This is a genomic window from Streptomyces sp. AB3(2024) (assembly GCF_041862025.1).
Taxonomy (GTDB): domain Bacteria; phylum Actinomycetota; class Actinomycetes; order Streptomycetales; family Streptomycetaceae; genus Streptomyces.
On record NZ_JBGWAB010000083.1, the window covers coordinates 17,446 to 34,899 of the forward strand.

At 73.2% G+C, this 17,454-nt stretch carries 20 protein-coding genes; 11 read left to right on the forward strand and 9 right to left on the reverse strand.

The annotated features are described in order from the left end of the window. Nucleotides 1-5: 5 nt before the first annotated feature. Together ACEPPI_RS27035 and ACEPPI_RS27040 are read right to left on the reverse strand one after the other, a co-directional pair. Nucleotides 6-347 (reverse strand): hypothetical protein, encoded by a 342-nt coding sequence (locus ACEPPI_RS27035; protein ID WP_373917873.1) that lies wholly within the window; start codon nt 345-347, stop codon nt 6-8. Between the two features lie 206 nt (nt 348-553). Further along, entirely contained in the window at nt 554-982 is a 429-nt protein-coding gene (locus ACEPPI_RS27040; RefSeq protein WP_373917874.1) for a hypothetical protein, read from the reverse strand. Nucleotides 983-1,130: 148 nt separating this feature from the next. Here ACEPPI_RS27040 and ACEPPI_RS27045 point away from each other — a divergent pair, with 148 nt between their 5' ends. From ACEPPI_RS27045 to bla, 4 genes are all read left to right on the forward strand, one after another. Continuing rightward, on the forward strand, nt 1,131-2,024 hold the full coding sequence (locus ACEPPI_RS27045) for an alpha/beta fold hydrolase (protein WP_373917875.1): 894 nt from the start codon (nt 1,131-1,133) through the stop codon (nt 2,022-2,024). A gap of 127 nt (nt 2,025-2,151) precedes the next feature. Then, nucleotides 2,152-2,628, forward strand: a complete 477-nt coding sequence (locus ACEPPI_RS27050; RefSeq protein WP_373917876.1) for a hypothetical protein — start codon at nt 2,152-2,154, stop codon at nt 2,626-2,628. Nucleotides 2,629-2,821: 193 nt separating this feature from the next. Beyond that, the gene (locus tag ACEPPI_RS27055; protein WP_373917877.1) at nt 2,822-3,727 is read left to right on the forward strand and encodes a trypsin-like serine protease; all 906 of its coding nucleotides are present in this window, start codon (nt 2,822-2,824) and stop codon (nt 3,725-3,727) included. Nucleotides 3,728-3,769: 42 nt separating this feature from the next. Then, entirely contained in the window at nt 3,770-4,687 is a 918-nt protein-coding gene (gene bla / locus ACEPPI_RS27060; RefSeq protein WP_373917878.1) for a class A beta-lactamase, read from the forward strand. Nucleotides 4,688-4,843: 156 nt separating this feature from the next. Here bla and ACEPPI_RS27065 read toward each other — a convergent pair whose 3' ends face one another. The 3 genes from ACEPPI_RS27065 to ACEPPI_RS27075 form a co-directional block, all read right to left on the reverse strand. After that, nucleotides 4,844-5,218, reverse strand: coding sequence for a DUF4180 domain-containing protein (locus ACEPPI_RS27065; protein ID WP_373917880.1), 375 nt, complete (start codon nt 5,216-5,218; stop codon nt 4,844-4,846). A gap of 44 nt (nt 5,219-5,262) precedes the next feature. Then, nucleotides 5,263-5,691, reverse strand: a complete 429-nt coding sequence (locus tag ACEPPI_RS27070) for a helix-turn-helix domain-containing protein (RefSeq protein WP_373917881.1) — start codon at nt 5,689-5,691, stop codon at nt 5,263-5,265. A gap of 100 nt (nt 5,692-5,791) precedes the next feature. Continuing rightward, nucleotides 5,792-6,346 carry a DUF6817 domain-containing protein gene (locus tag ACEPPI_RS27075; protein ID WP_373917882.1) on the reverse strand — a complete coding sequence of 185 codons (555 nt, stop codon included), beginning with the start codon at nt 6,344-6,346 and terminating at the stop codon, nt 5,792-5,794. Between the two features lie 188 nt (nt 6,347-6,534). Between ACEPPI_RS27075 and ACEPPI_RS27080 the strand changes: the two genes are divergently transcribed. Then, nucleotides 6,535-7,464 carry a LysR family transcriptional regulator gene (locus ACEPPI_RS27080; protein WP_373917883.1) on the forward strand — a complete coding sequence of 310 codons (930 nt, stop codon included), beginning with the start codon at nt 6,535-6,537 and terminating at the stop codon, nt 7,462-7,464. Nucleotides 7,465-7,475: 11 nt separating this feature from the next. Here the strand turns inward: ACEPPI_RS27080 and ACEPPI_RS27085 are convergent, their stop codons facing one another. After that, nucleotides 7,476-8,546: a hypothetical protein gene (locus ACEPPI_RS27085; RefSeq protein WP_373917884.1), complete on the reverse strand. Its 1,071-nt coding sequence runs from the start codon at nt 8,544-8,546 to the stop codon at nt 7,476-7,478. 216 nt (nt 8,547-8,762) lie between these two features. On the opposite strand from ACEPPI_RS27085, the gene ACEPPI_RS27090 reads away from it, so the two are divergent. The 3 genes from ACEPPI_RS27090 to ACEPPI_RS27100 all read left to right on the forward strand — a co-directional run bounded on the left by ACEPPI_RS27090 (nt 8,763) and on the right by ACEPPI_RS27100 (nt 11,226). Next, complete coding sequence (locus tag ACEPPI_RS27090) at nt 8,763-9,383, forward strand: GPP34 family phosphoprotein (RefSeq protein WP_373917885.1); 621 nt, start codon at nt 8,763-8,765, stop codon at nt 9,381-9,383. 71 nt (nt 9,384-9,454) lie between these two features. Next, nucleotides 9,455-9,787 (forward strand): hypothetical protein, encoded by a 333-nt coding sequence (locus ACEPPI_RS27095; protein ID WP_356217509.1) that lies wholly within the window; start codon nt 9,455-9,457, stop codon nt 9,785-9,787. Nucleotides 9,788-9,957: 170 nt separating this feature from the next. Further along, nucleotides 9,958-11,226, forward strand: coding sequence for a hypothetical protein (locus ACEPPI_RS27100; RefSeq protein ID WP_373917886.1), 1,269 nt, complete (start codon nt 9,958-9,960; stop codon nt 11,224-11,226). 3 nt (nt 11,227-11,229) lie between these two features. On the opposite strand, the gene ACEPPI_RS27105 is transcribed toward ACEPPI_RS27100, so the two are convergent. Together ACEPPI_RS27105 and ACEPPI_RS27110 are read right to left on the reverse strand one after the other, a co-directional pair. Then, the gene (locus ACEPPI_RS27105; RefSeq protein ID WP_373917887.1) at nt 11,230-11,553 is read right to left on the reverse strand and encodes a putative quinol monooxygenase; all 324 of its coding nucleotides are present in this window, start codon (nt 11,551-11,553) and stop codon (nt 11,230-11,232) included. Between the two features lie 324 nt (nt 11,554-11,877). Continuing rightward, complete coding sequence (locus ACEPPI_RS27110; RefSeq protein ID WP_373917888.1) at nt 11,878-12,711, reverse strand: hypothetical protein; 834 nt, start codon at nt 12,709-12,711, stop codon at nt 11,878-11,880. 222 nt (nt 12,712-12,933) lie between these two features. Here ACEPPI_RS27110 and ACEPPI_RS27115 point away from each other — a divergent pair, with 222 nt between their 5' ends. Further along, nucleotides 12,934-13,194: a DUF6225 family protein gene (locus ACEPPI_RS27115; RefSeq protein ID WP_266847357.1), complete on the forward strand. Its 261-nt coding sequence runs from the start codon at nt 12,934-12,936 to the stop codon at nt 13,192-13,194. Between the two features lie 201 nt (nt 13,195-13,395). Here ACEPPI_RS27115 and ACEPPI_RS27120 read toward each other — a convergent pair whose 3' ends face one another. Further along, complete coding sequence (locus ACEPPI_RS27120) at nt 13,396-14,535, reverse strand: aminotransferase class V-fold PLP-dependent enzyme (protein ID WP_373917889.1); 1,140 nt, start codon at nt 14,533-14,535, stop codon at nt 13,396-13,398. 415 nt (nt 14,536-14,950) lie between these two features. Between ACEPPI_RS27120 and ACEPPI_RS27125 the strand changes: the two genes are divergently transcribed. Further along, complete coding sequence (locus tag ACEPPI_RS27125) at nt 14,951-15,517, forward strand: PadR family transcriptional regulator (protein WP_373917890.1); 567 nt, start codon at nt 14,951-14,953, stop codon at nt 15,515-15,517. 143 nt (nt 15,518-15,660) lie between these two features. Next, nucleotides 15,661-17,379: an acyl-CoA dehydrogenase family protein gene (locus tag ACEPPI_RS27130; RefSeq protein WP_373917891.1), complete on the forward strand. Its 1,719-nt coding sequence runs from the start codon at nt 15,661-15,663 to the stop codon at nt 17,377-17,379. Nucleotides 17,380-17,454 lie beyond the last annotated feature (75 nt).

The window sequence follows — 17,454 nt, forward strand, 5'->3', positions numbered from 1 at the left end:
CGGGCTCAGGCCGGGGGCTGCTCGACGACGCTGGTGCCGCTCCCCTCCTGGGACTCCCACGTCCAGGTCTCCTCCAGGCGCAGCCGTCCGTCGGCGAGGGCCCTCACGAGCGAGACGCAGTGTCCGGACGCGGTCGTGCCGTCGAGCCGGAGCTGGACGTAGCGGAAATCGACGGTGTCACCGGACCGGGTACCGACGAGGTGCCCCCTGGCGACGTCCCCGCCGCGGTACTCGGCCCAGACGTGGCCGTCCCGCTCGTGGTACTCGAAACGGGTCTGCCGGCCGACCTGGCCCGGCGCCTGATCGGCCACCGGGACGAAGACGAGACCGTCGAGCGAGCGCGCCATGGGTGGCTCCTGGGGACAGAGGTCGAAGTGGGCCGGGTCAGGACCGTGGCTCTGTGCACCGCGGAGCGCGGACACGGCGCCGATCGCCCGCACGCGGCGATCCCCCGCGACACTACCCCGGCCGCCGGCGCCCCCGCCCGAAGGGGGTGCCCCCCAACAGCCCGTGTCTCCCTGGTGATTGGCCGGGCATCGCGCGGCACCCTCCACTAGGGACCGTCCCCCGGAGCGCTCCCGGGCCGCGGGCAGGCGCGGCAGACCCGGCCGCTGCGGCGCACCGCGGACGGCCGCCGACGGCTGATGTGGCCCGCGGCGCAGCGGATGAGGTGAGGCGAGTGGACGCCGAGCCAGAGGGATTCGAGGAGGACCGCGCCGACGGCCGCCAGACGCTCCACGAAGGCGGCCGAGGCGGCGGCCGGGTCCTTGCGCGCGCAGGTCCGGCACAGGCCCTGCCCCTGCTGGACGTTCGACGGGCGCGGGGCGCACAGATGGCCGGCCGCGCAGCGGACCCGGTGCGGGGCGGCGTTGCCGAGCCAGACGGGTTCGAGGAGCTGCGCGCCGACGTCGTCGAGGCGGGTGTGGAACGCCGCCTCCGCGCGTAACGAATGAGCGGGACGACGAGGCTGAGGCTGGTACACGGGCTCCCCCGGGATGGTGCACGACCGGCGAGTGGATACGGACACGCCCATTTCACCTGAATCCGCACACCGAACGCCACCTCCGCCCGTCGGCACCGGCACCACCCGCCGACCCGGTATCGCGCCGAACGGGAGAATCGGTCGACCGATGCCCCATACCGAGGAGTTGGCCGTGACCGGATCCCAGGAGTTCTTCGCCGCCTACGACGCACTGCTCGCCCGCTGGCCCGCGGGCACCACCGAGATCGATGTCCCCACCCCGTACGGCACCACCCGCGTCCACGCCTACGGGCCCGCCGACGCCACCCCGCTCCTCCTGCTCCACGGCGGCGGCGCCACCGGTGCGGTCTGGTTCGCCAACGCCCCTGCCCTCGGGGCGCGTCATCGGGTGCTCGCCGTCGACGTCCTCGGAGACGCCGGCCGCAGCACGCGCCGGGGGCGCCCGCTGCGCACCACCGCCGACCTCATGGACTGGCTGGACGCGCTGCTGGGCGGCCTCGGCGCATCCCGCGCGCACCTGCTGGGCCATTCCTACGGTGCCTGGATCGCCCTGACGTATGCCCTGCACGCCGCGCGGCGGGTCGACCGGCTGGTACTGCTCGACCCCACCCAGTGCTTCGCCGGCTACCGCCCCGCCTTCCTGTTGAGGTCGCTGCCGGTACTGGTCCGCCCGACGGCGGCCCGCGCCCTCGCCTTCCTGGACCGCGAGACGGCGGGCACGGACACCGATCCGGAATGGAAGCGGCTCTACGCGCTGGCGGCATCGGGGTTCCCGGACCGCAAGCTGGTCGTCGGCCGCCGCCCGGACCCCACCGCACTGGCCGTACCGGTCCTGGTCCTCCTCGCGGGCCGCAGCGGCACCCACGACGCGGCGAAGGTCGCGGCCCGCGCCCGCAGGGCCGTACCGCACGCCCGCGTCGAAATCCTCGACCGCCTGACCCACTTCGCGCTGCCCACCGCGGCGCCCGCGGAGATCGATCGCCGGGTCGCCGACTTCCTGGCCGCCGGTGAGGAGGCCGTCGCCGCACCGGACGAGGCCTGAAGGAAGATCTTCCGGGGCATCCCGGCACGGCCGTCGAGGTTTCCAGCGGGTGCGCGGTTCGCCCGAGTGGGGGAAGCTGGGCATGGCCTCAGGGCCGACAGCAGTCCGGACGGGCGAGGGAGGCCTCGTGGACGCTTCAGGAGACGAACGGCTCATCCGCACGCCCCGGAGCGGGCTGCGGACGGTCACCGTGCTGTGCGCGGCCGCCGCCCTGGCCGTGGCGGCCGTTCCGGCCGTCGCGCGGCCGGCGGCCACACCGGATCAGGATCCCGTCGTGGTCGTCGACTGCTTCGAGAAGGCCCAGGTGCGGCCCGACGACTTCGTGCTGGCCTGCGGTGACGGCAACAACCGCCTCGTCCGGCTGCACTGGGACAGCTGGGGCCGGCGGACCGCGACGGCCACCGGAACCGACATGGTGAACGAATGCCGCCCCAACTGCGCGGAGGGCCGCTTCCTCGGCTACCCGGTGAAGGTGACCCTGAGCGAGCCCGACCAGTGGCCCACCACCCCCGACCTGCGACGCTTCACCAAGATCCGGCTCGTCTACCCGGACACCGCGCCGACGCCGGTCGGGAAGGACGTGACGTACAAGCTCGTGTACTGACGCCGCTCGTGTACTGATCCCGTCGGGTGCGGACCCCGGCGGCCCCACCCACCACGGAGCCCCGGGACACCATCCCGGGGCTCCGTGCACTTCGCTGACCGCCCCGTTCAACGAGCGTCCGGGGGCGGGGTCACGCCCGGATCCGGACGAGCGGTCCGGGCGCTCCCGTCCCGGAGGAGGGAAGGGCGCCACCATGTCCGCTGCCACCGAGCCGGTCCCGTACCGGCCCCCGGCCGCCGCCCGCACCCGCAGACCGCGCCGTACGCCGGTGCGGGTCGCCGTGATCGGGGCGGTCGCCGCGCTGTGCGCGACCGCGATGAGCGGCGGCGCCCACGCCATCGTCAACGGGCACGACGCCGCCGGGCCCTACCCGTTCATGGTGTCCATCCCGATGACCTACGTCTACGGCTCCGAGCGGATCGACGGGGTGTGCGGCGGATCGCTGATCGAACGCGACTGGGTGGTCACCGCCGCCCACTGCGCCGAGGAAACGCCGACCTCCCACCCGACCGGCACCGTCAGGGTCGGCAGCGAGCGCCGGCACTCGGGCGGCACGGTCCGCACCATCGTCGAAAAGGTCGTCCACCCCGGCTACGACGGGCGGGAAGGCCGCTCACACGACGACATCGCCCTGCTCCGGCTGGACCGTCCGGTCCCGCAGCAGCCGATCGAGATCGCCGCACGCGCGCCCCGGGTGGGCGCCGAGACCCGCATCCTCGGTTTCGGAGCCCTGGCCGACGTACAGACAGCCGAGGACTGGGTGCTGTCCGAGCGGCTGCAGGAGCTGGACACCCGGAGCGCCGCCCCGGGCGTGTGCCTCGGGCTGAAAGCCGCCGGCGAGCTGTGCACGACCAGCCGGGAGCCCGGCGCGATGGCCTGCTACGGAGACTCCGGCGGACCGCAGATCCAGCGGACCGGCGGCCGTTGGAGGCTGGTCGGCGCCACCTCCGGCGACGGCGATCACGCCGTGGACCCCAAGTGCGGCGACGGTCCCGGAATCTGGACCTCGGTCCCCGCCTACCGGGGCTGGCTCGACGCGACGATGCACGCAGGACCGGCGGTGCGGAAGGGAACCGGCGGGCCGCCCGGTGCGTTCTGAGAGGCGTACGGGGACCGCAAGAGCCGTAGGGGAGAGCGCATCGTGGGGACCACAGGAGCCCGTCCGACCCGTCGTGCCGTGCTGACCGCCACAGCGGGAGCGGTGATGGCGGGGATCCCCCTGGGAGGGTCCGCGGCGTTCGCGGCGCCGCCGGGGAAGGGGGACGTCCTGCGGGAGCTGCGAGCCCTCGAACGGGAACACTCCGCCCGCCTGGGGGTGTACGCCCGGGACACGGCCACCGGCCGGACCGTGCTCCACCGGGCGGAGGAGCGTTTTCCGATGTGCTCGGTCTTCAAGACCCTCGCCGTCGCCGCGGTCCTGCGCGACCTCGACCGTGACGGGGAGTTCCTGGCGACGCGCCTCTTCTACACCGAACAGGAAGTGAAGGATTCCGGATTCGGTCCCGTCACCGGCCTGCCCGAGAACCTGGCGGCCGGCATGACCGTCGAGCGGCTGTGCGCCGCGGCGATCTGCCAGAGCGACAACGCCGCGGCGAACCTGCTGCTGCGGGAGCTGGGCGGCCCGGAGGCGGTCACCCGTTTCTGCCGCTCGGTGGGGGACCGCACCACCCGGCTGGACCGCTGGGAGCCCGAACTGAACTCCGCCGAGCCCGGCCGGCCGACCGACACCACCACCGCGGGCGCCATCGGGCGGACCTACGAAGCGCTGGTCCTCGGCGACGCGCTCGCCGCGCGGGACCGCGAGCGGCTCACCGGTTGGCTCCTGGCGAACACCACGAGCACCGAGCGCTTCCGCAAGGGCCTGCCCGCCGACTGGACCCTGGGCGACAAGACCGGCGGCGGCGCGTACGGCACGAACAACGACGCCGGCGTCGCCTGGCCCCCGCACCGCCCGCCCGTGGTGATGGCCGTCCTGACGACCCACGACCGGCCGGACGCCGTGGCCGACCACCCGCTCGTGGCCAAGGCGGCCGCGCTCCTGGCGGCAGCCCTCGGCTGACGGGCACCCCCGCTCCGGCGGGCTCTGCGGAACCGGTTCTTCGGCCGCTCGTCGAGGTGTGGGGTGCACCCCACCGCCCCGGGCCCTCCGTTCCCCGGGGCGGGCCACCCGCCCCCGGCCCCCCTCGGGCCCCCTCGCCCAGCGGGCTTTCGCCCCTCAGGCCCGCAGGCCGGCCAGCCGGGTACGGAAGGCCTCCGTGTCGGACAGGAACCACAGCTGGGTGCCGCGGTTGCTTTCCCGGACGAAGTCCCGCAGGGAGTCGCTGGCGTCGATGTGGTGCGCGATGTCACCGATGACCGCCAGCCCCATCCGGTAGTTGGCGAACTTCTGGACGACGGTGCCTGCGAGACGGGTGCGCAGCCGGAAGAAGTCCTCCGGCAGGCAGTCGGCCGGCAGTACGACCCACTCCGCGCCCCGGTACATCCCCTCGCCGATCAGGTCGGTCGCATCGCGCTCGTCGCGGACTGGAGTCCCGTCGCCCGAGCGGAAGAGGACGGAGGTGCCGGCGAGTTCCTCGATCGTGTCAGCCATGGGAGGCGTCCCTTTCGTCGTGGGGCGGTCCGGCGGACGCCGGATCATTCCAGGTCCTCGATCACCGAGTCGATGAGCCGCAGGAGTTCGGCCGTGGTGTCCAGGCCGCCCAAGACGATGATCTTGAGGGTGGCGCGTTCCCGGTCGTGGACGCTCTCCACGCGCAGCCGGTCGTCTCCGTGCCGGCCCGCGACGGCGGCCATCAGCAGATTGGTCAGGCGGTCGACGGAACCGGGGGAGATCGCGTCGATCTGTACGATGCCCGACACCTCGGTGTGCCGCGCCGGGCGCGCGGGCGAGGGGGCGGGAAGGCCGGTGAAGGCCTCCAGGTCCTCGTGGGTGACCCGGTACTGCCGGCCGACGAGGGCCGCCTTCAGCCGGCCCTCCCGGACGTACCCCCGGACGGTGCGTACGTGCAGCCCCAGCAGGTCCGCCACCTGTTCCACCGAGTAGTAGAGCTGCTGCCGCGCCACGCCGTCCACCCCGTCGCCACTCCGCTCCCTGCCCCCGCACCCCTGCACGGTGGGACCCTTAACTTCCCTCAAAGTACATGAGTGAGGGAAGTTTGCGTAACTACGGGGGAGGGGCGAGTACCGTCGCGCAGTCCTGCCACGCCGGAGGGCTCATGAGCGGTCGCAGCCGGGTGAACATGGACAGGAGGTCGGCTCCCCACCTCGCCCGGAAGTCGCCGTCGACGCGCGCGATGTCCACCTCGTTGGCGGCGGTCAGTTCCACGAAGTCCCTGCGCCGGCGCAGGGTGGGGACGAACCGGGCGCCGGTGAACCGGTCGCGGAAGGGCGAGCCGGCGTCGGCCAGGCTGGGGTAGGACGCGTCGCGGTCGCAGCTCGCGTAGAAGTAGACGATCGATTCGGCTTCGGCGCCGATCACCTCCGCCAGCCGGGAGCGCTGCCCCAGCGGCAGCGGCGCGGTGGCGAAGCCGTCGGTTCCGTAGAAGGCGTGGCACAGTCCGGCAAGCTGGAGGGCGGGGCGGGCGTCCCAGCGTTCGAGCTGCTCCCGTACCCGTCGCAGGTGTGCGCCGAGGGTGCCGCCGGGATGGTCGGCGGTGGAGGCGCCGAGTTCCTCCAGGAGGCGTAAGGCGGCGGATACGCGGTCGGCCGATCGTGGCATCTGGATCGTTCCTTCCCGGGTCGGGTGAGGTCGGGTCGACACCCGGCAGTGTCCTGAGCGGTGGTCCGGACCGATGCTCAGGCCCCTGCCGGGTTGCCGCCCTGGGCCCGGGAAAGATCATGGCAAGGGCCAATATCCAAGTCAATCCTAGGGTTTGGTTCCAGTCACCCAAGAGATAGCTTGGGGGCGTGACTCTTGACGATCTTCGTTTCTTCTCAGCGGTATGCAAGGCGGGTTCGCTCAGCGCCGTGGCCCGCGACATGGACTGCACCCAATCGGCCGTCAGCCAGCACGTGAAACGACTCGAACGCGAGCTCGGCCTCAGCCTCCTGGAGCGCCACCCCCGCGGCGTGGTCCCCACCCAGGCCGGACACCTCCTGTGGATGGCGGTCGACGAAGGCCTCGGCAGCATCGACCGCGCCCTGCGCGACATCGACGACCTCGTACGCGGAGACGGCGGATCCGTCCGGATCACCACGGGTGCCACGACGGTCCGTCACTTCATGTCCGCCGCCGTCGTCGACTTCCGGCGCCGCTTCCCGCAGGTCAGCCTGGAGTTCGAGACGGAGAACTCCAGCCGGGGCTGCTGCGGGGCGGTGGCCGCGGGCCGGGTCGACCTCGCCTGGATCACGATGGGCGAACCGGTGCGCGGCATCGAACAGCGTCCCGTCGTCGAACTGCCCTGGGTCCTGGCCGTCGGCGCCGAACACCCCCTGGCCGCGAACCCGTCCATCGCCCCCGCCGACCTGGAGGGCATCCGCATCGTCGGACTGCCCGAGAACTCGACCTCCCGCTCCCACCTCGACCACTGGCTCAGGGAATCGGGCATCCGCGCCGTCTTCGACACCAGCGTCGCCGACTGGGACACCGCGATCCTGCTGGCCGAGCTGGGACTGGGCTGCGCCCTGGTGCCCGCCCTCCCCGGCTGGCTCGGCCCCGGTCACGCGGACCTGCGCCTGGTCCCGCTCCCCGCCCTCCCGCCCCTGGGCGCGGGCTGGGCCGTCCGCCGCTGGGACGCCCTCTCCCCCCTGGCCCGCGCCTTCGCCGACACCGTCGCCCGCCACTGCGCGCGACGACCCGCGGCCGCCCCCGGGAGTCCTGGGGCCGCCCGGGGGTGACGGCCGCGCCGTCAGCCGGTGTACCTGGTGCCCTCGAAGGAGTACGGCAGGTGCGACTGCGCCGCGACGGAGACCTCGCCGACGGCGCCCGCGGGGACCTTGAGCACGGTCAGCCCCATGATCCGCTGGGTGTACGAGGCCCAGGGGATGCCCGTCGTTCCGGCCCAGCCGCTGCTGGCGAACTTCGTCGAGCGCCCGGGCCCCATCTCGGTGTACAGCTTGCTGACGGTCGTGCAGGCGACGAGCGCGCCGCCGTCGGTGGTCCGCCAGACGGGACCGTGCGGGGTACGGACGGTCTCGGCCCCGGCTTCGAGCCTGGCCGGGTCGCCGAGGCTCTTGCGCTCGGCCTTGAGGCCGTCGGCGAAGGCCGCGCGCTGGGAGACGACCTCCTTGCTCCACTTCACACCGCCCTCCCCGGCGTCGGTGTGCAGGTAGTCGCCGTAGCGCCCGCAGACGTCCGCCGGGGCGGCGGCGAGCCCCGAGGTGTCCCCGCCGGTGGCGGCCCGGGGGGCGGCGCCGGCGGCGATCCGCGGCAGGTCCTTCGCGTCCTCGGCGCGCGCGACGAAGCTAGCGTGCCAGGGGGAGCCCGTGCGCTGCTGGTGGAACAGGGACCAGCGCAGCACGGTCTCGTTCTCGGCGTCACCCACGGTGTGGCCGGACTGCTCGTGGGCGCCGAGGATCCAGCGGTCGCTGCCGTCGTCCTTGCCGGTGGTCCACGTGTGCACGGCCGGGTCGGTCGCCGGGGTGTTGGCCGGTCCGGGCTGCCGGTCGGTCCCGTACTTCCGGGCGGTCTCCACGACGGCGAGCTGCTGCTCCAGCAGCGGGCCCTCGGTGATCCCCTTCCAGTACTCGGCGTCGAAACTGTCGGCCCCGACCTTCGCGCTCAGCTCCCCGACGACTCCCCGCGCCTCCTCCTCGGTGAGCGGCGGGGCCTTGACCGCAGCGGCGGACGGGCTGCCCGCCGGCGACGCCGCCGCGGACGCGGCCGGGCCGTCGGCTGCGCGGCCGGCATGCGCGCCGCACCCCGCCGTCGTGCCGAGGGCCAGCAGAACGGCCAGGGCCGTGGGTACGGAACGTCTCATGGAATCCCCCCGGGGAACGTGAACAGGCCCCTGATCATGCACTATGCCCCCGGCACCCCGGTCCGGGGGTGCGGCGCCGCCCCGGACGCACGCCGTGGCCGCCCGCGCTCCGTAAGCTCGGGCACGCGCGGGCCCGGACGAGGGCCCGCGGACGCACCCGACGGGGCGACGGCGCGGCCCGCCCCGCCCGGTCCAGGAGAGGACGTGGAGCACTTCATGACCACACCACGGGACTTGCTGATCGTCACCATGGACAGGGCGTCCGGACCGCCCGCCGGACAGGGCGACCTGTCGCTCGCACTCGCGGGCGCCGAACTGGTCGACCTCCTCGCCGCCCGGGCCGTCACCCTCGACGGCGACCGCATCGTGCCGGGCGGGGAAGCGGCCCCGGCCGACCGCCTGCTGGCGGAGGCGGCCGCCGCGCTCGTCCGGGAGGCGCCCTACGAATCGGTGGACGACTGGCTGTGGCGCAGGGGCCGCGACCTGTCCGGTGCCTACCGGGCCGCGCTGGAGGCGGACGGGCTGCTCGTCCGGGAACAGCGTCGCGGCATGTCCTTCCGGGCCGGCCCGCTGGTGCCCGCCGATTCGCCCGCCCGCCGCCGGGCCGCGGACCGCTGGGCGTCGGAGGACCCCGTCCTCCTCCTGCTCGCGGAGGCCGTGGGGGTCCCGGGCCACCGGCACGCGGACGCGCCGGACGTCCCGGACGTCGCCGACGACTCGGTGGCCACGGTGCTGGCCGCCGTCAACGACGCGGTGGTCGAACTGGGCGCCGTGCGGCAGCGCAGGGCCATCGAGGAGGCGGCCTTCGACAACATCTGGCGAGGGAGCGGAGGCTGACGGGAGGTTCGCGCCCGCGCATTGTGACTACCATGGGATTCCAGGCAGACACACTGTGTAATGGAGGCGTAATGCTGGGTCTGGTTCCCGGCGCCAAGCCCGATCGGGGCGTGCACGCCCCGGGACTCGGCGAGATCACTTCGAATCCGTGGGTCTTCAAGTGCATGGGCCGCGTCTACAGCGCGGCCCGCTCCGGCGGCGCCGTCGTCATCTGGGACGTCACCGACATCACCCGCCCGTTCCCCGTCGGCAGGGCCGAACCCGGCTCCGAGGACCTGTGGAGCGTCCACACGCCACGGGGCCTGCTCGCGGGCCGCACCGACGGCACCCTCTACGCGGTCGCGGCACTCAGGGAGGCCTCGCTCCCGGCCGGCGGCCCCCCGCCGGGCCCGTTCGGACCCTAGGTCCACCGGGCAGGCACCCGGGCCGGGCCGACCTCGCAGAGGGGGAGGCCCGGCCGGGGCGCCGATCCGGCGTGCCGGTCCGGGGTGCCGGTCCGGGCCCATGAGCCTGCTATGATCCAGGAGTTGGCCTTCGGCGGCGCACCCGGTGCGCAGGTTCGGAGGCTTTTTTCATGCCTTCCGACCCCGCCCTTTCCCGCGCCCCCGCCGACGGCCGCCCCGTGCCCGCCGCACCCGCCCCCACCGGATACCGGGCCCTGCTCCGGTCCCGTGAATTCGCCGGTCTCTACGCCGGATTCACCCTGACGGCCGCCGCCGCCACCCTGTCGGGCTTCGCCCTCGGCACGCTGGTCGACCGGCAGACCGGTTCGCCCTTCCTCACCGCCGTCACCATGTACGGCGCGACCTTCGCCACGGTGCTCGGAGCGCTGACCCTGATGTCGGTCGCGGACGGCCGCCGACCCCGCCGCACCCTCGTTGCACTCCAGTGCCTCACGCTGGCCGGAGTGGCCGCGCAGGCGGTCCCGGGGCTCCCGCTGACCGTCAGGTTCGCCCTGCTCCTGCTGCTCGGGTTCTTCCAGTCCCTGGGAACCGGTACCCGCATGGGACTGCTCGCCGAGGTCGTGCCGGCCCCCGCCTACGTACTGGCACGCTCCCTGATCAACATCACCTCGGGCGGCACGGCGATCCTCGGCTACGCCGTCGGAGCGCTGTTGCTCCGGTACATGAGCCCGCATGGGCTCGTCGGCGTCGCCGCCGCCCTGGCCGCACTCTCACTGGTGGTGGTCGCGACGACCGTCCGGGAACGCTCCATCCGACTGACCCGCCGCCCCGGACTGCGACAGACCTGGACCACGAACATCGCACTCTTCTCCCACCCGGGCCGACGGGCGCTGTTGCTGAACCTGTGGGTGCCCAACGGACTGATCGTCGGCTGCGAGGCGCTGTTCATCTCCTACGCGCCCCAGGACGCCGGTACCCTCCTGGCCGCGGGCTCGGCCGGCATGCTCCTCGGGGACCTGGCCGTCGGACGCCTGCTCACGGCCGAGCGGCGCCGGCGCCACGCCTTCGGGCTGCGGCTGCTGCTCGCGGTCCCGTACCTGCTGTTCGCCCTCTCCCCGCCCCTCGTGGTCGTCACGGCGGCCGTGTTCGTGGCCGGCGTCGGGTTCGCCGCCACCCTGCCCCTGCAGGAGGCGCTCCTCGAACTGACCCCCGAGGCGGTCCGCGGACAGGTCCAGGGCGTCGAGTCCGCCGGCCGGATGACCTGTCAGGGCCTCGGCGCCGCGATCGCCGGTGGCGCCGCCCAGTACCTCGCACCCGGCGCCACGATCGCCGTCGTCGCCCTGCTCTCCGCCACCGTCACCCTGGCCTCCCGGCCCTACGTGGCCCGGGCCCGCGCCGACGCAGGGGCCGACGGGGCGCGGGCGAGGGACGGGAGCTGACGGTCAGTCGACCTGGAGCTCGCCCATCCGGCTCCAGCCGGTGGCGCCCCCGATGGTGGTGCTGACGATGTCGGGTGTACGGGCGACCAGCGGACGCATCGCCTCCAGGGCGGCACGGAAGTGATCGGAGGTCACGTGCGCCTCCGCCGCGTCGTCCTGGAAGGCCTCGACCAGTACGTAGGTGTCCGGCTCCTCCAGGCTGCGCGACCACTCGAACCACAGGTTGCCCGGCTCGGCCCGGGTGGCGCGGGTGAACTCCGCGACCTTCTCGGGCCACTGGTCGACGTATTCGGGCTTGACGGCGAATTTCACCACAATGAAGATCATTCCGCCATTGTAGGCACGGCGGCGCCCGGCGCTCCTCTTTGGGCCCGGGGTGACGCCGTGCTACATTGATCTTGTTCTTGCGGCCGCGGAAGCGGCAGTGGGACTCGCGTTGGTGGTCCAAGGAAAGACACCCCACTTCCCGTGGGGGGATGCAGGTGCAAGGCCTGCCCAGCGCTCGATCAAGGCCCCGGCCTCCTCATGGAGGGCGGGGCTCTTTGTCGTCCCGGGGAGGGTGCGGCCGCCCGGCGTCGCGCCGGCCACCGGTCGGCCGGGGTCCACGGTGCGTGCGTGAGCCCCCGGCCGGGTGCGGTGCCCGGAGGGAGGTCAGACCTCGGTGGCCACGGTCTCCGGCTCCGGTGCCGTGGCGGGGGCCGTGGCGGGGGCCGCCGGTTCGGGAGCGGCGGGCCGGGGTGCGGTGTACATCACCGAGCCCTGCTTGTGCTCCTTCTCGATGGAGCCCTTCTTGGCGAGCGCTTCGAGGGCATTGCGCACCACCTGCGTGGAGGTGGGCCGGCCGGGGTGGGCCTCGGCCAGCGCGGAGGCGACCTCGCTGACCATGCGGGGCTCCGCGGCTCCGACCAGGAGGGTCAGGACCAGCTCGCGCAGCGGCGGTTCCGCGGCCCTGCGGGCCTTCGGCTCGGAGGCCTTCGGGGCCGCCGCGGGCTTCGGGGCGGCGGATTTGCGAGTGGTGGCCCTGGCCTTCGTCGCGGTCTTCGTGTCGGTCTTCGTGTCGGTCTTGGCCTCGGCCTTCGCCTCGGCCGGCGCGGCGGCGGAGGCCTTCTTGGCCGGCGTGGCCGTCCTGGCGCGCACGGTCGTCCCCGTGGCCTTCCTCGCCTGCCGGGGCTTCGGCACACCGCCGGAGGCCGGGCCCGTCGTGGACGCCGCCGGCGTGACGGGCGCGACGGACGCCGCCGGTGCGTCCTGGGCGTCGGCCGCCTCGACCGCGGGGGCCGCCCGCTCCTTCTCCGCTTCCGAGGGCAGGGTGCCCTGGATGCCGAGGAGCCAGTTCTCGTCCGCCTTCAACTGCGCCAGGCGCACTTCGAGTTCCGCGATCTGGACGGAGACGTACTCCTGCTCCTTGCGGTTGGTCTCCAGGTCGGCGGCGAAGCGCTGCGCGTACACGTTGTGGATGGGTGTGGTGTCCGACTCGTTCGCCATTTGCGGCTCACTCTCCTCATACCTCACGGTGTTGCTGCCGGATGCTACCCGCCAACACGCGGGCGCAACTGCCCTTCCGTGAAGATCCGCCGCACTCTTGCCTTCGGGAGGAAACCGATGTCGCGCCGTCTTCCGGCGGTCGTGCCACCCGTATGCCGCCACCACCGCGTGTGCGCGGCGCGGCGCGGAGGCGCGTACGGGCAACGGGCCTAACCTCGGGGCATGGCTGACATGTTCGACCACGCCCCACAGGTGTGGACCGCGGCGCGGCTGCGCGCGGCACTCGCAGACCTGCCCGACGAGACGCCCATCCACATCGGTGTGGCCGACGGACCGGGAGACTTCGAAGGGTACGGAGAGTACGTCCTGGTTGACGCCGAACCGGTCGAGGTGGACACCGGTGACGACCCGAGCGGTGAGCAGGTGCAGTTCACCCTTTTCGCCGACGCCCGGGCCGGTGCGTACCACCTCGACGTCGACTGACGGGGGCGTCCGCCGGGGCCGGATCGGTGCGGTACAGTTGATCTAGAGCTCGCCGCCGCGGAACGCGGGGGTGGGACTCGCGTTGGTGGTCCAAGGAAAGACACCCCACTTCCCGTGGGGGGATGCAGGTGCAAGGCCTGCCCAGCGCTCGATCAAGGCCCCGGCCTCCTCAGGGAGGTCGGGGTTCTTCGTTTTCCGGGATCAGTGGTGGCGGCGGAACGCGTCGGTGAGCCGGTCGACGTCCTCGTCGGCGGTGTGCATGTGCGGACTGATCCGCAGGGCGTCGCCGCGTGCGGCGGTGTGGATGCCCCGCGCCTCCAGGTACTCCAAGAGGCGTGGCCGTATGCCCGCGGGCAGGTGGACGCCGAGCATGTGGGGGCCGCGCGGCTCGGGTACCGTCCAGCCCGCGGCCAGGGCGGCCTCGCCGATGCGGGCGGTGTGCCGGGCGAGGACGCGGGCGATCCCGGACGGGGTCCACTCGTTCATCTGCTCCAGCGCGGCCACCGCCATGGGCGTGAGCTCGAACTCGGTGCGCTGTCCCACGTCGAAGCGGCGGGCACCGTCCTGGTAGTCGTCGCGGTAGTCGACGAGCCGGCTGAAGTCGCGCGCGTCCCGGCGCGCGATCCAGTTCTCCTCCAGCGGCCGGCCGCCGTGGTGGGCGGCGTCCACGTAGAGGTAGCCCAGCCCGAACGGCCCGAGCAGCCACTTGTAACCCACCGCGAAGAGGAAGTCGGGGCGGACCTCGCGCACGTCGAGGGGCATGGCGCCGGCGGACTGGCTGGCGTCGACCACCAGTGCCGCCCCGGCCGCGCGGGCCGCGCGGGAGACGGCGACCAGGTCGAGGGCGGCCCCGTCCGTCCAGTGGACCTGCGGTACCGACACCACGGCGGTCCGCTCACCGATCGCTTCCAGTACGGCCTCGGTCCATCCCTGCCCCGGCCCGCGGGACACGGTGCGCAGCTCCGCCCCGCGCTCGGCCGCGCAGCGGCGCCAGGTGTAGACGCCCGACGGGTACTCGCCGTCCAGTACGACCACGTGCCGGCCGGGCCCCACGGCCACGTTGGCAGCCGCGGTGGCGCACCCGTAGCTGGTCGCCGGGATGAGGGCGATGTCCCCGGGGGCGGCGCCGATGAGGGAGGCGAACAGGGTCCGGCGGCGCTCGGCGCCGTCGAACCAGTCGTCCGTCCGGATCTCCCAGGGCCTGGCGCGCCACGCCAGAGCGGCCCGGCCCGCTTCCAGGGACGCCGTCAGTGTGGGGGCGATGCTGGCCGTGTTGAAGTACGACACCTCCCGCGGGACGTCGAAGAGCTCCCGCCCGCCCGCGCCGTTCCCGTGGGCCATCACGATGTCCGCACCCCTCCTCCTGAGCCCGCCCGGTGCGGTCCGCCGACCGTCCGCGCCCACTGTAGGGGCGGGGACGGTGTCGGCGGGGGCAGGCGCGGCGGAGGCCGCCGGGGCGGCGGCCGGGCGGGCGGTGACCGGGCGGGCCCACCGGGCACCCGGCCACGTCGGCCGGAGAGTGAGGGCCCGGGGAGTGATGGAGGTCCCCGGACCCTCGTGCCGCTGATGCCGCTGATGCCGCTGATGCCGCGGGGGACGCGGGGGACGCGGGGGACGCGGGGGACGCGGGTGTGTATCTGCGACGTAGAGAGAAACGATTCACCCCGGGCCGGGTTACGGCCGGTCGCGGGTGAGCCGCGTCTCACCGGGGCGCCTGCGCTTGTCTATGCAACGAGTTGCATAGAAAGATCGGGGCATGGCGCTCGAACACGCGATACTCGTCTCCCTGCTGGAGAAGCCGGGTTCCGGCTATGAGCTGGCCCGGCGGTTCGAACGCTCCATCGGCTACTTCTGGACGGCCACCCACCAGCAGATCTACCGCGTGCTCAAGCGGATGGAGGGCGACGGCTTGCTCGCCGTCCGCGAGGTGGCACAACAAGGCCGGCCGGACAAGAAGGAGTACTCCGTCGCCGCGCCCGGCAGCGCCGCCCTCTCCCGTTGGCTCCACGAACCGATCGAACCCGAAAGCATGCGCCACGACCTCGCCGTGAAGATCCGTGGCGCGGCCTTCGACGACCCGGCCGCGCTGATCCGCGAGGTTGAGCGGCACCACGCCGTGCACAGCGGCCGGCTCGTGCACTACCTCGCGGGAGAGCGGCGCGACTTCACCGGGCCCGACGCGCCGGCACCGCTCGACCAGGGCCGGGAGCTCCAGCACGTCGTGCTGCGCGGAGGCATCGCGTACGAACGGATGACCATCGCCTGGCTCGACGACGTCCTCGCCACCCTGCACCGGCTGGGCGGCGCGCTCCCGCCCGCCTGAACCGCCCCGCACCGCACGCCCCGATCCACCTCTGCGCACCGCCCGTTCCACACGGCTCGTTCCGCACCGAACGTCGCCCACCGAACGTCGCGCACCGCTCGTTCCGCACCCCTCGTCCCGCACCCTCAGGAAGGCGAACCTCCATGGCCGACGCCCTGCTGTTCAACCCGCACACGTACGACCCGGCGCACTTCGACCCCGAGACGCGCCGGTTGCTCCGTGCCACCGTCGACTGGTTCGAGGCCCGCGGCAAGCACCGGCTGATCGAGGACTACCGCACCCGCGCCTGGCTCGGGGACTTCCTCGCGTTCGCCGCCAAGGAGAACCTGTTCGCCACCTTCCTCACCCCGGCCTCCGCGGCGGGGCAGGAGGACCAGCGCTGGGACACCGCCCGGATCGCCGCCCTCAACGAGATCTTCGGCTTCTACGGTCTCGACTACTGGTACGCCTGGCAGGTCACCATCCTCGGCCTCGGCCCGGTCTGGCAGAGCGACAACGCCGCCGCCCGCACCCGCGCGGCGGAACTCCTCTCCCAGGGGGAGGTGTTCGCCTTCGGCCTGTCCGAGAAGACCCACGGCGCCGACATCTACTCCACGGACATGCTGCTGGAGCCCGACGGCGACGGCGGTTTCCGCGCCACCGGCTCCAAGTACTACATCGGCAACGGGAACGCCGCCGGGCTCGTCTCCGTCTTCGGCCGCCGCACCGACGTCGAAGGCCCGGACGGGTACGTCTTCTTCGCCGCCGACAGCCGCCACCCGGCGTACCACCTGGTGAAGAACGTCGTGGACTCCTCCAAGTACGTCAGCGAGTTCCGCCTGGAGGACTACCCGGTCGGTGCCGAAGACGTCCTGCACACCGGCCGCGCCGCCTTCGACGCCGCCCTGAACACCGTCAACGTCGGCAAGTTCAACCTCTGCACCGCGTCCATCGGCATCTGCGAGCACGCCATGTACGAGGCCGTCACGCACGCGCACAACCGCGTCCTCTACGGTCGCCCGGTCACCGCGTTCCCGCACGTGCGCCGGGAGCTGGCCGACGCCTACGTCCGCCTCGTCGGCATGAAGCTCTTCAGCGACCGCGCCGTCGACTACTTCCGCTCGGCCGGCCCCGAGGACCGTCGTTACCTGCTCTTCAACCCGATGACGAAGATGAAGGTGACCACCGAGGGCGAGAAGGTCATCGACCTGATGTGGGACGTCATCGCGGCCAAGGGCTTCGAGAAGGACACCTACTTCGCCAACGCCGCGGTCGAGATCCGGGGCCTGCCCAAGCTCGAAGGCACCGTCCACGTCAACCTCGCGCTGATCCTCAAGTTCATGCGCAACCACCTCCTGGAGCCGGTCGAGTACGCCCCCGTACCGACCCGCCACGACGCGGCCGACGACGCCTTCCTCTTCCGGCAGGGCCCCGCCCGCGGCCTGGGCTCCGTACGCTTCCACGACTGGCGCACCGCCTACGACGCGTACGCCGCCGTGCCGAACGTCGCCCGCTTCCGCGAGCAGGCCGACGCCCTGTGCGAGTTCGTCGCCACCGCCGCCCCGGACGAGGAGCAGAGCCGCGACCTCGACCTCCTGCTCGCCGTCGGCCAGCTGTTCGCGCTCGTGGTCCACGGCCAGCTCATCCTGGAGCAGGCCCGCCTGACCGGTCTCGACGAGGACGTGCTGGACGAGCTGTTCGCGGTGCTGGTGCGCGACTTCTCCGCGCACGCGGTGGAACTGCACGGCAAGGACTCCGCCACCGAGCAGCAGCAGGGCTGGGCGCTCGGCGCGGTCCGGCGCCCGGTCGTGGACGACGCCCGCTCGGCCCGCGTGTGGGAGCGCGTCGAGGCCCTGTCGGGGGCGTACGAGATGGCTCCGTAAGCCGCCACAGATCACCGGCCGGGGGGGGGGGCGCCGCCCCCCCCCCCCCCCCCCCCCCCGCCCCGGGCGGCGGGG

What these genes read in the sequence shown, in the direction of transcription:
- ACEPPI_RS27055 (WP_373917877.1), top strand. Translation starts at nt 2,822, where the DNA reads ATGTCCGCTGCCACCGAGCCGGTCCCGTACCGGCCCCCGGCCGCCGCC.
- ACEPPI_RS27105 (WP_373917887.1), bottom strand. Translation starts at nt 11,553, where the DNA reads ATGATCTTCATTGTGGTGAAATTCGCCGTCAAGCCCGAATACGTCGAC.
- ACEPPI_RS27100 (WP_373917886.1), top strand. Translation starts at nt 9,958, where the DNA reads ATGCCTTCCGACCCCGCCCTTTCCCGCGCCCCCGCCGACGGCCGCCCC.
- ACEPPI_RS27125 (WP_373917890.1), top strand. Translation starts at nt 14,951, where the DNA reads ATGGCGCTCGAACACGCGATACTCGTCTCCCTGCTGGAGAAGCCGGGT.
- ACEPPI_RS27065 (WP_373917880.1), bottom strand. Translation starts at nt 5,218, where the DNA reads ATGGCTGACACGATCGAGGAACTCGCCGGCACCTCCGTCCTCTTCCGC.
- ACEPPI_RS27130 (WP_373917891.1), top strand. Translation starts at nt 15,661, where the DNA reads ATGGCCGACGCCCTGCTGTTCAACCCGCACACGTACGACCCGGCGCAC.
- ACEPPI_RS27035 (WP_373917873.1), bottom strand. Translation starts at nt 347, where the DNA reads ATGGCGCGCTCGCTCGACGGTCTCGTCTTCGTCCCGGTGGCCGATCAG.
- ACEPPI_RS27085 (WP_373917884.1), bottom strand. Translation starts at nt 8,546, where the DNA reads ATGAGACGTTCCGTACCCACGGCCCTGGCCGTTCTGCTGGCCCTCGGC.
- ACEPPI_RS27045 (WP_373917875.1), top strand. Translation starts at nt 1,131, where the DNA reads ATGCCCCATACCGAGGAGTTGGCCGTGACCGGATCCCAGGAGTTCTTC.
- ACEPPI_RS27090 (WP_373917885.1), top strand. Translation starts at nt 8,763, where the DNA reads ATGACCACACCACGGGACTTGCTGATCGTCACCATGGACAGGGCGTCC.
- ACEPPI_RS27115 (WP_266847357.1), top strand. Translation starts at nt 12,934, where the DNA reads ATGGCTGACATGTTCGACCACGCCCCACAGGTGTGGACCGCGGCGCGG.
- ACEPPI_RS27120 (WP_373917889.1), bottom strand. Translation starts at nt 14,535, where the DNA reads ATGGCCCACGGGAACGGCGCGGGCGGGCGGGAGCTCTTCGACGTCCCG.
- ACEPPI_RS27110 (WP_373917888.1), bottom strand. Translation starts at nt 12,711, where the DNA reads ATGGCGAACGAGTCGGACACCACACCCATCCACAACGTGTACGCGCAG.
- ACEPPI_RS27075 (WP_373917882.1), bottom strand. Translation starts at nt 6,346, where the DNA reads ATGCCACGATCGGCCGACCGCGTATCCGCCGCCTTACGCCTCCTGGAG.
- ACEPPI_RS27095 (WP_356217509.1), top strand. Translation starts at nt 9,455, where the DNA reads ATGCTGGGTCTGGTTCCCGGCGCCAAGCCCGATCGGGGCGTGCACGCC.